The sequence below is a fragment of the Sphingobium sp. BS19 genome (assembly GCF_027925545.1).
Taxonomy (GTDB): domain Bacteria; phylum Pseudomonadota; class Alphaproteobacteria; order Sphingomonadales; family Sphingomonadaceae; genus Sphingobium.
Genome location: NZ_BSEF01000012.1, coordinates 72777 through 85522, shown reverse-complemented (window position 1 = coordinate 85522; position 12746 = coordinate 72777). Strand labels below are relative to the sequence as shown.

The window sequence follows — 12746 nt, the reverse complement described above, 5'->3', positions numbered from 1 at the left end:
ATTACTCCGCTGCCTCCATCACTGGCGCAGGTCCGTGATTTTCATTGATCCGCCGTTCGATCTCGGGACGGAAATGCTTGATGAGCCCTTGGATCGGCCATGCCGCTGCGTCGCCGAGCGCGCAGATCGTGTGGCCTTCGACTTGCTTGGTCAGTTCCTGCAGCATGTCGATTTCGGAAAGTTCTGCTTCGCCGGTGCGCAGGCGTTCCATTACGCGCCACATCCAGCCCGTGCCTTCGCGGCAGGGCGTGCACTGGCCGCAACTCTCATGCTTGTAGAAGTAGCTGAGGCGGCTGATGGCGCGGACGATGTCGGTAGACTTGTCCATGACGATGACGGCGGCGGTGCCAAGGCCGGAGCCGACTGCCTTCAACCCGTCGAAATCCATCGGCGCGTCCATGATCTGCGCGGCGGGGACGAGTGGGACCGAGGAACCGCCGGGGATCACCGCCAGCAAATTGTCCCAACCGCCACGAATACCGCCGCAATGCGTATCGATCAGATCCTTGAAGGAAATGCCCATTTCCTCCTCGACGACGCAGGGTTTGTTCACATGGCCGCTGATCTGATAGAGCTTCGTGCCCTTGTTGCCATCGCGACCGAAGCTGGAGAACCACGCCGCGCCGCGTCGCAGGATCGTGGGGACGACCGCGATGCTCTCGACATTGTTGACGGTGGTGGGGCAGCCATAAAGGCCTGCGCCTGCCGGGAATGGCGGCTTGAGCCGTGGCTGGCCCTTCTTGCCTTCCAGGCTTTCGATCATCGCGGTTTCTTCGCCGCAGATATAGGCGCCCGCGCCGCGATGGACAAAGACGTCGAAGTCGTAGCCAGAACCCGAAGCGTTCTTGCCGAGAAAGCCCTTTTCATAGGCTTGCGCGACGGCACCCTCCAGCACCTTGGCTTCGTAGATATATTCGCCGCGAATGTAGATATAGGCCGCGCGGGCACGCATCGCGAAACCCGCGATCAGAGCGCCTTCGACCAGCTTGTGCGGATCGTGGCGGATGATTTCGCGGTCCTTGCAGGAACCGGGTTCGGATTCATCGGCATTGATGACGAGGAAGCTGGGACGGCCATCCTTGCTTTCCTTGGGCATGAACGACCATTTCATGCCGGTTGGGAAGCCAGCACCACCACGACCGCGGAGGCCGGACGCCTTGATTTCCTCGATGATCGCGTCCTGTCCGCGGGCCATCAGGTCTTTCGTATTGTCCCAGTCGCCACGCTTCTGCGCGCCTTCCAGACCCCAGTCCTGAAAGCCGTAGAGGTTGGTGAAGATGCGATCCTTGTCAGCTAACATGACGAGCGACCTCCATCTCAAATCCGTTCGTCCCGAGCGAAGTCGAGGGACATGATCCAGGCGCAGCGCAGCGTGTCTCGACTTCGCTCGACACGAACGGGGTTGGTGGGAATGCGCGCATCACCACTGCCCCCGATAATCATGATTTTCCGAGACCATTTCCTTCAGGCTCGTCGGACCGCCTTCGGGGCAACTGGTCTGACGGTCGATCTGCGGACCGATCTTCGGCTGTTCGCCCGCGGCCAGCGCATCAAGGACGGCGATAGTCTTGTCGTAATCGAGGTCTTCGTAATTGTCGTCGTTGATCTGGACCATCGGCGCGTTGGCGCAGGCCCCCAGACATTCGACTTCGGTCAGCGTGAACAGACCGTCAGGTGTGGTATGGCCTTTGATCAGCCCCTTGTTCTTGCACGCCGCCAGCACATCGTCCGATCCACGCAACATGCACGGCGTCGTCCCGCACACCTGCACATGATAGCGGCCGACCGGCGCGAGATTGTACATGGTGTAGAAGGTCACGACTTCATAGGCGCGCATATAGGGCATACCGAGTTCGGCGGCGACATATTCGATCACCGGAACCGGGAGCCAGCCCTGCGTATGCGTCTCCGCGCCGACCTGCCGCTGGGCAAGATCGAGCAGCGCCATCACAGCGGACTGTTGGCGCCCGTCCGGATAGCGCGCGACATAGGCCTTCGCCTTGATCGCGTTCGCAGGCGTCCACTCGAAATCGCCCCAGCGGGCGCGGACTTCGGTTTCGTCGGGGATCTGGGGTGCGTCAGCCATTTAGTTCACCGTCATCCCAGCGAACGCTGGGATCTCACTGCCTGTAAGGCTGTGACATGAGGAAAGCGGGATTCCAGCTTTCGCTGGAATGACGAGGGAGAGAGCGATCACCGGTCACACTCCCCGAACACGATGTCCATCGCGCCCAATACGGCGGTGACGTCGGCGAGCATGTGGCCCTTCATCATGAAGTCCATCGCCTGCAAGTGGCTGAATGCGGTCGGGCGAATCTTGCAGCGATAGGGTTTGTTGGTCCCATCGCTGACCAGATAGACGCCGAACTCGCCCTTGGGGCTTTCGGTGGCGACATAGACTTCGCCGGCCGGAACATGGAAGCCCTCGGTATAGAGTTTGAAGTGGTGGATGAGCGCTTCCATCGACCGCTTCATTTCAGCGCGGCGTGGCGGCGCGACCTTGCGGTCGTCGGTCAGCACCGGACCTTCGGGCATTTCCAGCAAACACTGCTTCATGATGCGTGCGGACTGGCGGACTTCCTCGACACGGACCATGAAACGATCGTAGCAATCGCCGCTGGTGCCGACGGGAACGTCGAATTCCATGCGATCATAGACGTCGTAAGGTTGCGACTTGCGGATGTCCCACGGGATGCCGGAGCCGCGGATCATCGGGCCGGAGAAGCCCCATTTGATCGCGTCTTCCTTGCTCACCGTGGCGATATCGACATTGCGCTGCTTGAAGATGCGGTTGTCCGCAACCAAGCTGATCGCGTCTTCGAACAGGCGCGGCAGGCGCGTGTCGAGCCAGTCGCCGATGTCGGTCAGCAGCTTCAGCGGCACGTCCTGATGGACGCCGCCGGGGCGGAACCATGCAGCGTGCATGCGCGCGCCGGACGCGCGCTCATAGAAGTTCATGCAGTCTTCGCGGATTTCGAACATCCACAGGTTCGGCGTCATCGCGCCGACGTCCATCACATGCGAACCGAGATTGAGCATGTGGTTGGAAATGCGGGTCAGTTCGGCGAAGAACACGCGCAGATATTGCGCACGCAACGGAACTTCGAGGTTCAGCAGCTTCTCGATCGCCAGCACATAGCTATGCTCCATGCACAACGGCGAACAGTAATCGAGGCGGTCGAAATAGGGGAGCGCCTGAAGGTAGGTCTTGTACTCGATCAGCTTTTCGGTGCCGCGATGGAGCAGGCCGACATGCGGATCGACACGCTCGACGATTTCACCATCGAGTTCCAGGACGAGCCGCAAAACGCCGTGCGCTGCGGGATGCTGCGGGCCGAAGTTGATTGTGTAGTTCTGGATTTCCGTATCGCCGAGTGACGGGTCCGCCGCGTCGGTGAGGTGATCCAGCTTTTCGAGATAATCAGCCATCAGCTTTCACCCTTGGGTGCTTTGGGCTTGCGCACGGTTTTGGGCTTGGCGGCGGCATCGCCGGATTCGGCTGCCTTGGCAGTGGTCGCACGCGGCTTTTTCGCGGGCGGCGTTTTAACGGATTCGGCGTTAGCCCCCTCGCCTGCGCCTGTTTTTCCCGCGTGATCTGTGGTCTTGGGCGTATCGGCGGCCGGCGCACCCTTGGGCGCAGCTTCCGGAGCAGCCGTCGCAGGAGTTGGCGTAGCGGCGGGCGCGGGCGTTGGCGCGCCGGGTGCCTGGCCCACCTTCTCATCGCCGGGCAGCACATATTGCGCGCCTTCCCATGGCGACATGAAGTCGAAACTGCGGAAGTCCTGGGCCAGCTTCACTGGCTCATAAACCACGCGCTTTTCTTCTTCCGAATAGCGCAGTTCGACATGCCCGGTCAGCGGAAAATCCTTACGCTGGGGATGCCCCTTGAACCCATAATCGGTCAGGATGCGGCGCAGGTCGCCATTGCCGGAGAATATCACGCCGTACATGTCGAACACTTCGCGTTCCAGCCAGCCTGCGACCGGCCAAAGTCCGGTGACCGACGGAACCGGCGTATCTTCGTCAGCCGAGACCTTCACGCGGATGCGGTGATTCCGGGTCAGGCTGAGCAAGTGATAGACGACTTCGAAACGCTCCAGGCGTTCGGGGTAATCGACACCGGCCACTTCCATAAGCTGCTGATAGTGCGCGTGATCGCGCAATGCCGTCATCGCCTCGACCAGACGGTCGCGGTCGACGGTGAAGCTCAATTCATCGGCATGATCGACAGTGTCGAGCAGCATCGAGCCGAGCAGCGCAGCGATTTCTTCGGCGATGCCGTCGATGACAGCGATCTTGGGTGCGGAATGGCCCATCTTAACGCTCTATCGTGCCGATGCGGCGGATTTTCCGCTGCAGTTGCATGACGCCGTACAGCAACGCTTCGGCGGTTGGCGGACAACCGGGGACGTAAATGTCCACCGGAACGATCCGGTCGCAGCCGCGAACGACGCTGTAGCTGTAGTGATAATAACCGCCACCATTGGCGCAGCTACCCATGGAAATGACGTATTTCGGCTCTGACATCTGATCGTACACACGGCGCAGCGCCGGTGCCATCTTGTTACACAGCGTACCAGCAACGATCATGACGTCCGACTGGCGCGGAGACGCGCGCGGGGCCGCGCCAAAGCGCTCCATGTCATAACGCGGCATGTTCACGTGGATCATCTCTACCGCGCAGCAAGCGAGGCCGAAGGTCATCCACCACAACGAACCCGTGCGCGCCCAGGTGAACAGGTCTTCGGTCGAAGTGACAAGGAAACCCTTGTCATTCACTTCGGCATTCAGATCGTTGAAAAAAGCGGCATCCGGAAGCGTCCCCTGCGGCGGAACGGCCGGGCTGAGTTCTACTCCCAATCGAGTGCTCCCTTTTTCCAGGCGTATACAAGGCCAAGAACGAGTTCAAAGATGAAAACCATCATCGTCGCCCATCCCGCCCAACCGATCTGATCCAGGCTGACGGCCCAGGGAAACAGAAACGCTGCTTCCAGATCGAAGATGATGAAGAGGATTGCCACGAGGTAGAAACGCACGTCGAACTGGCTGCGCGGTTCCTCGAACGCGGGGAAACCGCATTCATATTCGCTGAGCTTGGCCGCATCGGGCTGATGCGCGCCGGTCAGGCGAGACACTGCCATCGGCAGGAACACGAAGGCGCAGGACAGCGCAAGTGCGACGGCCAGAAATAGCAGGATCGGCAGATATTGGGCGAGATCGACCAACGGAATCCCCAAGGCAAAAGTGGCGTGTTGGAGCGGCTTTAGGGCTGCTGCACCCGCGAAGCAAGTGCGCGAAGGCGTGAGAATGATTCTCAATTAGTACCGGTTGAACCTAACGCAATGATCCTGCAACAAGCTTGTGCAACTTGCTGTGGATGACGTTGTTACCCGCGAGCACCTCACGCCGTTCGATCACCTGATCGCCGCCACGGAAATCGGTCACGAAGCCGCCCGCTTCCCGCACCAGCAACATGCCCGCTGCCACGTCCCATGTGGAAAGACCGCTTTCCCAAAAGCCGTCGTAGCGACCGGATGCAACATGCGCCAAATCCAGCGTCGCGGCACCGAACCGGCGGATGCCCGCAACAGAAGGCGCGACCGCGCCGAAGATACGGCTCCATTGCGCGACATCGCCATGCCCGAAGAAGGGGATGCCGGTGGAAATCAGCGCATCGGCCAGATCGCGCCGCGCAGAAACGCGCAGGCGACGGTCGTGTAGCCACGCACCGCGATTTTTTTCCGCCCAATAGCTTTCGTCTGTGATCGGCTGATAGACGAGGCCGGTGGTGATTTCCCGCTTGCCGTTGGGCATTGGCTCCTCAACCGCAATCGCAATCGCGAAATGCGGTATGCCGTGGAGGAAGTTGGTCGTACCGTCGAGCGGATCGATGATCCAGCGGGGCTTGGTGGGATCGCCGGGGATTTCGCCGCCCTCTTCCGCCAATATGCCCCAATCGGGCCGCGCCTTGCGCAATTCCTCGACCACGGTTTCTTCGGCGCGCTTGTCCGCGATGCTAACGAAGTCCGCTGGCCCCTTGCGGGACACTTGCAGATGTTCGACTTCGCCGAAATCGCGACGCAGACGCGGCGCAGCCTTGCGCGCAGCGCGTTCCATGACGGTAAGAAGACCAGAATGGGATACCATGACTTAAACTCCCCCCTCCCTTTCAAGGGAGGGGCAGGGGGTGGGTGCGATTGCCGTGCAATCGCTGGCGTAGCCAAACGGGCTAGATCGGACGCTCGCTGCGCTCGCGATCCACCCATCTTAGGGTGAACAGCACCCCGTGCTGTTCAGGTCAAGTCCGGGAGACTTAACCGACCCAAAGATGCCCCTACCTTGAAAGGGAGGGGTCTATTAGACCAGTCAGCCTTCGGCGCGCTTTACATATTCACGCGCATAGACGTCCACGACGATGCGCGTGCCAGCAACGATATGCGGCGGCACCATGACGCGGACGCCATTGTCGAGAATCGCAGGCTTGTAGGATGCAGAGGCAGTCTGCCCCTTCACCACTGCGTCGGCCTCCACGACCGTTGCTTCGATGGTATCGGGAAGCTGCACCGAGATCGGGCGCTCGTCATACATTTCCAGCGTCACTTCCATGCCATCCTGCAGGAACTCGGCCGCATCGCCGATCAGGTCTGCCGCCAGATTGATCTGCTCGTAATTTTCCTTATCCATGAAGACCAGCATGTCGCCTTCGGCATACAGATACTGGAAATCCTTGGTATCGAGGCGGATGCGCTCGACGCTTTCGGCGGAGCGGAAACGGACGTTGTTCTTGCGTCCGTCGATCAAGTTCTTGAGTTCCACCTGCATATAGGCTCCGCCCTTGCCGGGCTGCGTATGCTGGATCTTCACGGCGCGCCACAGGCCGCCTTCATATTCGATATTGTTACCGGGACGAATGTCCACGCCGCTGATCTTCATCGCGCTTCTGCCTATTGAAATTGGAAAGAGCCGGCGGGCGCTTTAGCGGGAAGCGACGGGCTGCGCAACTGCCAGCAAGGGATAGGGATTGATGGGTGTTCCCTGCCACCAGCGGTCATGCGGGTTCATGGCATTGATCGCAAAGTGGAGATGCGGTCCGGACGGATCGGCATTGCCTGTCGCTCCCACAGTGCCAAGCGTAGCCCCCTGCCCCACCGGCCGACCTTCGCGGAGGCCAGCAGCATAGCGATCAAGATGCGCATAATAATAGCTCCATCGTCGATCGGCGGAGCGAATATAGACGGTGTTGCCCCCTTGCTCGCTTACGAACAGCTTCTCGACACGCCCGCTGGCGGCAGCCACAACCGGGGTTCCCGATAGCGCTGGAATATCGATGGCATCATGGCGGCGCTCCCCCTCGTCGCGCGCTTGCGTGAACGTATCGGTCAGTTTGTCAGGCGACACCCCGAGCACAGGGACAATCAAGCCCGCTGTATGGCGCGCTGGAGACGCCCGTTCAGGCTGACCGCCTACAGGAGCGTCCGGCGGGACGATCACAACGCAAAAGCGGAGGAAAAGCGTTGTCGCCAGTGCGGCTCCGACCAGCCACAATGCCGTCTTGCGGCGCACGACCTAGTTCTGGAAAATCGCAGGAATACCCGGTTTGACCATTTGCGCCAGTCTCGCTGCATCCCAATTGGTCAGCCTGACGCACCCATGGCTTTCGGCACGACCGATCGTGTGGGGTTCAGGGGTTCCATGAATCCCGTAATGCGGCTTGGAAAGGTCGATCCACACGACTCCCACCGAGCCGTTCGGTCCGGGCGGCAATAACTGCGCTTCCTTGTTGTCGCTCACATCCCAGAACAACTTGGGATTATAGTGAAATTCAGGGTTCTTGCTTACACCCTTTATTTTCCAGGTTCCGATCGGCAGCGGATCATGGCTGCTGCCCATCGTAGCGGGAAACTGCGCGACCAGTTTGTCATCGCTATCGTAAGCACGTAACACGCCTTCCGACTTATCGACGACGACCTTGGCGACGTCAGGCTGGTCCGGCGCGACCGCCAGCATTTCCAGAGTACGGTTCCATCCGCGCACATCTTCTCCGAGCGACGTCGGGTCGATATTCGGAACGTTCGGCACGCGAATGACCTGATTGGCGCCAATCTGTGCCTTTGGCCCATTGAGTGCAACGAGCGTTTCTGGCGTCGTGTGGAATCGCTCGGCCAGCGCTTCAATCAGATTGCGATAGCCCAGGGCGGGCAACTTCGCCTGCTCGGCTGGTTCTTTGGGCAAGGCCGGAAAAAACGGACCCTTTGCGAAACCGGCGGGAATGCGGACGAGGCGAGTGGCCTTCATATCTGGCCATTTCTCGAGCGCTTTGATGGTGGCTTGATCGGGTTTACCCGTGTCAGGAAGGTCGTGCGCAATCTGAAAGCCGCGCAGGGCGAGCGTGAAGGACTGCCCTTCCTTGCCGTCGATAACGCCGGGGGAGAAGCCAGATCGGTCCAGCAAAACCTGCGCACGCATCAAGGGGTTAGGGTTCTTCTCCGGATTTGTCCGTTCATCGACATCTTCGAATAGGAAGCTGTTTGGATCGGCAACGGATGCAGCTGCAGATCCGCCTACGTTGGTCGTCGAAGAAGAACCGTTATCGGCTTGCTCGATGCTGATGTTGCATCCTGCCAGCAAAGCAACGCTTGCCATCAGCCAGATTGATTTCACAATTTTCCCTTTCGGCCATCCCTGAGCGTAACAAACGCTTCGGGCGCGGAAAGGGTTCAGCCGCGGGGTGCCAATGCGTCGGCAAAAACCCGCACGCCTGCTGCCGGACCTTCGGGATGCTGCCATACGGCGCTGGAGACCGCGATGAAATCCGCACCGGCTTCCACCAGTGGACGGGCATTATCCGCCGTGATGCCGCCAATCGCGACACAGGGCAGTTCGAATACCGTCGTCCACCAGCCCAACAATGCCGGATCGGCGAAGTGCGTTACGTCTTTGGTGGTCGTGGGATAAAAGGCGCCGAAAGCGACATAGTCTGCGCCCGCCTCGCCTGCTTCCATCGCAAGATGGCGGCTGTCGTGGCAGGTCACACCGATCTGAACCTTCGGCCCAAGTTGCGCCCTGGCATCGCGCGCATCGCCATCACCCTGCCCCAGATGTACACCATCCGCGCCAAGGCGTTTGGCAAGCCCGATGCTGTCGTTGACGATGAAGGCGACTTCGCGGTCCACACATATCTTTTGCAGCGGCTCGGCCAGCGCCGCAATCGCGTGATCGTCTATGCCTTTCAACCGAAGCTGAAACGCAGCCACCTTGCCCGCGTCGAGCGCAGCGGCGAGCGCGTCGGGGAAGCCCTCATCGATGGTCGGCGGCGATATCAGATAAAGCTGACAGGCGGGCCGGAATCCCGGCTGGCCGAACTGCGCGGCAAATTCCGGAGAGAGCTTGAGGTCGTCGTCGGTAAAATCGGTCATCGCACGCCCCTAGCCCAACCGTCATCCCTGCGAAAGCAGGGATGACGAGGGATGGGAGAACATTCAGACCTTGACGGTCGAAGCGGTGTAGATTTCGTCGATTGCGCCGCCCAACGAAGCGTCGAACTCCGCGTCGGTCATCTGGAAGCGCAAATCTTCCAGCAAGGCCCGACTGAAGCTCGCGATCATACCGCGATTCTTGGCAAGTTCGGCGCAGGCTTCGGGACGGACGAAACCGCCCGACAATGCCACGACGCGCAATACGCGGGGATGATCGACCAGCGGATCGAACAGGCCGGCCTTGGCAGGAATCGACAGCTTCAGCATGACCTTGTCGGTGCCGGGCATCGCATCGAGCGCCTTGAGCAATTCGTCGAGCAGGATCACTTCTGCTTCGGCGCGCTCGGGGCTTTTGATGTTCAGTTCCGGCTCCAGCATCGGCATCAGGCCACCGGCCAGAACCTGCTGACCGACTTCGAACTGTTGCTTCACGATGGCAGCGATGCCTTCGCGATTGGCAAGGTTGATGACCGAGCGCTCCTTGGTGCCGAATACGCCGAGCGCTTTGGCGCGGGCGAGCAGCGCATCGAGTTCTGGCATCGGCTTCATAAGCTGAACGCCGTTGGCTTCGTCCTCAAGGCCCTTGTCGATTTTGATGAACGGCACGACACCCCGGTCGCGCAGCGCCTGCGGCACGGGCTTGCCGCCCGCTTCGCCGTCCATGGTGCGTTCGAAAAGAATCGCGCCGATTACTTTATCGCCGGTGAAGACAGGCGACGTGATGATGCGGCTGCGCATCTGGTGGATGAGGCCGAACATTTCCTCATCGGTCGACCAAGCGCCTTCTTCAACCCCATAGCCTTTCAGCGCCTTGGGCGTAGAACCGCCGCTCTGGTCGAGGGCCGCAATGAAACCTTTGCCTGCGGCAATCTTGTCGGTCATTTCCTGATCGAGCATCTGCACATACTCCTGTTAGATTTTTGATTTTGCGCGGAATGCGCGATGAATTCGAACCCCATGCCGCAGTGCAGCATGAATCTCAAGCGGTCATCAACGCTTTCACGCCCGGCAATTCCTTGCCTTCCATCCATTCGAGGAAAGCTCCCCCTGCTGTCGATACGAAGGTGAAGTCGGCGGCAACGCCTGCGTGATTGAGCGCCGCGACAGTGTCACCGCCGCCAGCCACCGACACCAGCGAACCTTCTCGGGTTAGCGCCGCAGCGGTTTGTGCCAGCGCGACGGTGGCCTTGTCGAAAGGCGCCATTTCGAACGCGCCCAGCGGGCCGTTCCATACCAGCGTCTTGCATGTTTTCAGCACATCGGCGAGCGCCTCCACAGCGGCAGGCCCGACATCGAGGATCATTTCGTCGGCAGCGACTTCATGGACGTTGCATGTACGGACCGAAGGCGGATTGGCTGCGAATTCCTTGGCCACCACGACATCATACGGAAGATGGATCGTGCAACCGGCAGCGTCGGCGGCATCGAGAATGCCTTCGGCGGTAGCGGCCAGATCATGCTCGCAGAGCGACTTGCCGACATCGACACCGCGCGCGGCGAGGAAGGTGTTTGCCATGCCCCCACCTATGATCAGGTGATCGACTTTGGTCACCAGATGGGTCAGCACATCGAGCTTGGACGACACCTTGGCGCCGCCGACGACGGCTGCGACCGGCTTTTCAGGCGTACCGAGTGCCTTCTGCAAGGCATCGAGTTCCGCTTCCATCGCACGACCGGCAAACGCAGGCAATTTGTGCGCCAAACCTTCGGTCGAGACGTGGGCACGATGCGCGGCGGAGAAGGCATCGTTGACATAGTAATCGGCCAGTGCCGCCATCGCGTCGATCAGCGCGGGATCGTTCTTTTCTTCACCGGCATGAAAGCGTGTGTTCTCAAGGATCGCAATGTCCCCGCCCCGCATCACGGCAATGCCGTCGGCGGCGGCCTGCCCCTGACAATCGGGGATGAATTGCACATCACGGCCCAGCACATGGCCGAGCGCACGGGTGACGAGGCTGAGCGACATGTCGGGCGATTTCTGCCCCTTGGGACGACCGAAATGCGCGAGGATAAGCACCTTTGCACCGCGATCGGCCAGTTCGAGTACAGTGGGCATCGCTGATCGCAGACGGGTGTCGTCCGTGATCGCGCCGTCCTGCATCGGGACGTTGAGATCCTCGCGCACCAGCACGGCTTTGCCAGTGAGATCACCCATGTCGTCGAGCGTTTTGAACGGCTTTGCCAATGTCATCCCCATGTCGAATTATATGAAACCGCCCGCCAATCGGATGATTGGCGGGCGGCAGAAAGTTTTAGAGCAGGCCGACAACCACGCCGGTCGTGTCGATCATGCGGTTGGAGAAACCCCATTCATTGTCATACCAGCTCAGCACACGAACCAGCTTGCCATCGATGACGGCAGTTTCGAGGCTGTCCACGGTCGAGCTTGCCGGATCGCCATTGAAGTCGATCGAGACCAGCGGTTCGTCGGTGTAGGCGAGCACGCCCTTGAGCGGACCGGATTCAGAGGCTGCCTTGAGCAAGCTGTTCACTTCTTCGACGGTCGTGTCGCGCTTAGGCGTGAAGGTGAGGTCGACGACCGAGACATTCGGGGTCGGCACACGGATCGACGAACCGTCCAGCTTACCTTTCAGTTCGGGCATGACTTCGCCAACGGCGCGGGCAGCGCCCGTGGTCGTCGGGATCATCGACATGGCCGCAGCGCGTGCGCGGCGCGGGTCGCTGTGGATCTGATCCAGGATTTTCTGGTCGTTGGTGTAGCTGTGGATCGTGGTCATCAGGCCGCGTTCGATGCCGATGTTGTCGTTCAGCACCTTCGCCAGCGGCGCGAGGCAGTTGGTCGTGCAGCTTGCGTTAGAAATGACGATGTCATCCGCCGTCAGCGTTTCATGGTTGACGCCAAACACGATGGTCTTGTCGACATTCTTGGCCGGAGCCGAGATGACGACGCGCTTCGCGCCTGCTTCCAGATGCTTCGAGGCAGATGCCTTGTCCGCAAAGAAGCCGGTGCATTCCAGAGCGATGACGACGCCCTGCGCTGCATGCGGCAGCTTGGCGGGGTCGCGTTCTGCGGTAACCGCAATACGCTTGCCGTTGACGATCATGTCGTTGCCGTCGACTTCGACCGTACCGGCAAACGGGCCGTGGACGCTGTCGCGCTTGAAGAGGAGCGCATTTGCCTTCGCATCGCCCAGATCGTTGATGCTGACCAGTTCGAGGTCATGATCGGTACGCTCCAGGATCGCACGCGCGACTAGGCGACCGATACGTCCGAAACCGTTGATTGCTACTTTAACAGCCATCTGCACT

At 60.2% G+C, this 12746-nt stretch carries 14 protein-coding genes; all 14 read right to left on the bottom strand.

Annotated features, from left to right (window positions below; genetic code table 11):
- Position 1: 1 nt before the first annotated feature.
- The 14 genes from nuoF to gap all read right to left on the bottom strand — a co-directional run bounded on the left by nuoF (position 2) and on the right by gap (position 12739).
- Complete coding sequence (gene nuoF, locus QMG56_RS15360) at positions 2–1300, bottom strand: NADH-quinone oxidoreductase subunit NuoF (protein WP_281823153.1); 1299 nt, start codon at positions 1298–1300, stop codon at positions 2–4.
- Between the two features lie 120 nt (positions 1301–1420).
- Positions 1421–2086 carry an NAD(P)H-dependent oxidoreductase subunit E gene (locus QMG56_RS15355; protein ID WP_281823152.1) on the bottom strand — a complete coding sequence of 222 codons (666 nt, stop codon included), beginning with the start codon at positions 2084–2086 and terminating at the stop codon, positions 1421–1423.
- Between the two features lie 107 nt (positions 2087–2193).
- Complete coding sequence (locus tag QMG56_RS15350) at positions 2194–3429, bottom strand: NADH-quinone oxidoreductase subunit D (protein ID WP_281823151.1); 1236 nt, start codon at positions 3427–3429, stop codon at positions 2194–2196.
- On the bottom strand, positions 3429–4316 hold the full coding sequence (locus tag QMG56_RS15345) for an NADH-quinone oxidoreductase subunit C (RefSeq protein WP_281823150.1): 888 nt from the start codon (positions 4314–4316) through the stop codon (positions 3429–3431). The genes QMG56_RS15350 and QMG56_RS15345 overlap by 1 nt, the downstream gene beginning before the upstream one ends.
- Position 4317: 1 nt before the next feature.
- Positions 4318–4860, bottom strand: a complete 543-nt coding sequence (locus QMG56_RS15340; RefSeq protein ID WP_230189259.1) for an NADH-quinone oxidoreductase subunit B family protein — start codon at positions 4858–4860, stop codon at positions 4318–4320.
- Positions 4851–5225 carry an NADH-quinone oxidoreductase subunit A gene (gene ndhC / locus QMG56_RS15335; protein ID WP_281823178.1) on the bottom strand — a complete coding sequence of 125 codons (375 nt, stop codon included), beginning with the start codon at positions 5223–5225 and terminating at the stop codon, positions 4851–4853. The genes QMG56_RS15340 and ndhC overlap by 10 nt, the downstream gene beginning before the upstream one ends.
- A gap of 109 nt (positions 5226–5334) precedes the next feature.
- Positions 5335–6147 carry an inositol monophosphatase family protein gene (locus QMG56_RS15330; RefSeq protein ID WP_281823149.1) on the bottom strand — a complete coding sequence of 271 codons (813 nt, stop codon included), beginning with the start codon at positions 6145–6147 and terminating at the stop codon, positions 5335–5337.
- 219 nt (positions 6148–6366) lie between these two features.
- Positions 6367–6933, bottom strand: a complete 567-nt coding sequence (efp, locus tag QMG56_RS15325; RefSeq protein ID WP_230189256.1) for an elongation factor P — start codon at positions 6931–6933, stop codon at positions 6367–6369.
- 42 nt (positions 6934–6975) lie between these two features.
- Positions 6976–7563 carry a M23 family metallopeptidase gene (locus tag QMG56_RS15320; protein WP_281823148.1) on the bottom strand — a complete coding sequence of 196 codons (588 nt, stop codon included), beginning with the start codon at positions 7561–7563 and terminating at the stop codon, positions 6976–6978.
- A gap of 3 nt (positions 7564–7566) precedes the next feature.
- Positions 7567–8643, bottom strand: a complete 1077-nt coding sequence (locus tag QMG56_RS15315) for a L,D-transpeptidase (RefSeq protein WP_281823147.1) — start codon at positions 8641–8643, stop codon at positions 7567–7569.
- Positions 8644–8717: 74 nt separating this feature from the next.
- The gene (gene thiE, locus QMG56_RS15310; protein ID WP_281823146.1) at positions 8718–9416 is read right to left on the bottom strand and encodes a thiamine phosphate synthase; all 699 of its coding nucleotides are present in this window, start codon (positions 9414–9416) and stop codon (positions 8718–8720) included.
- Positions 9417–9479: 63 nt separating this feature from the next.
- A complete protein-coding gene (locus tag QMG56_RS15305) occupies positions 9480–10373 on the bottom strand; it encodes a fructose bisphosphate aldolase (RefSeq protein ID WP_230189253.1) in 894 nt (297 codons plus the stop codon).
- 82 nt (positions 10374–10455) lie between these two features.
- A complete protein-coding gene (locus QMG56_RS15300; protein WP_281823177.1) occupies positions 10456–11661 on the bottom strand; it encodes a phosphoglycerate kinase in 1206 nt (401 codons plus the stop codon).
- Positions 11662–11728: 67 nt separating this feature from the next.
- Complete coding sequence (gene gap / locus QMG56_RS15295; RefSeq protein WP_230189252.1) at positions 11729–12739, bottom strand: type I glyceraldehyde-3-phosphate dehydrogenase; 1011 nt, start codon at positions 12737–12739, stop codon at positions 11729–11731.
- Positions 12740–12746: the final 7 nt, after the last annotated feature.

Coding starts and splice junctions, on each gene's coding strand:
- QMG56_RS15355 (WP_281823152.1), bottom strand. CDS start 2,086: ATGGCTGACGCACCCCAGATCCCCGACGAAACCGAAGTCCGCGCCCGC.
- thiE (WP_281823146.1), bottom strand. CDS start 9,416: ATGACCGATTTTACCGACGACGACCTCAAGCTCTCTCCGGAATTTGCC.
- QMG56_RS15305 (WP_230189253.1), bottom strand. CDS start 10,373: ATGCTCGATCAGGAAATGACCGACAAGATTGCCGCAGGCAAAGGTTTC.
- QMG56_RS15315 (WP_281823147.1), bottom strand. CDS start 8,643: ATGGCAAGCGTTGCTTTGCTGGCAGGATGCAACATCAGCATCGAGCAA.
- nuoF (WP_281823153.1), bottom strand. CDS start 1,300: ATGTTAGCTGACAAGGATCGCATCTTCACCAACCTCTACGGCTTTCAG.
- QMG56_RS15345 (WP_281823150.1), bottom strand. CDS start 4,316: ATGGGCCATTCCGCACCCAAGATCGCTGTCATCGACGGCATCGCCGAA.
- efp (WP_230189256.1), bottom strand. CDS start 6,933: ATGAAGATCAGCGGCGTGGACATTCGTCCCGGTAACAATATCGAATAT.
- QMG56_RS15330 (WP_281823149.1), bottom strand. CDS start 6,147: ATGGTATCCCATTCTGGTCTTCTTACCGTCATGGAACGCGCTGCGCGC.
- QMG56_RS15350 (WP_281823151.1), bottom strand. CDS start 3,429: ATGGCTGATTATCTCGAAAAGCTGGATCACCTCACCGACGCGGCGGAC.
- gap (WP_230189252.1), bottom strand. CDS start 12,739: ATGGCTGTTAAAGTAGCAATCAACGGTTTCGGACGTATCGGTCGCCTA.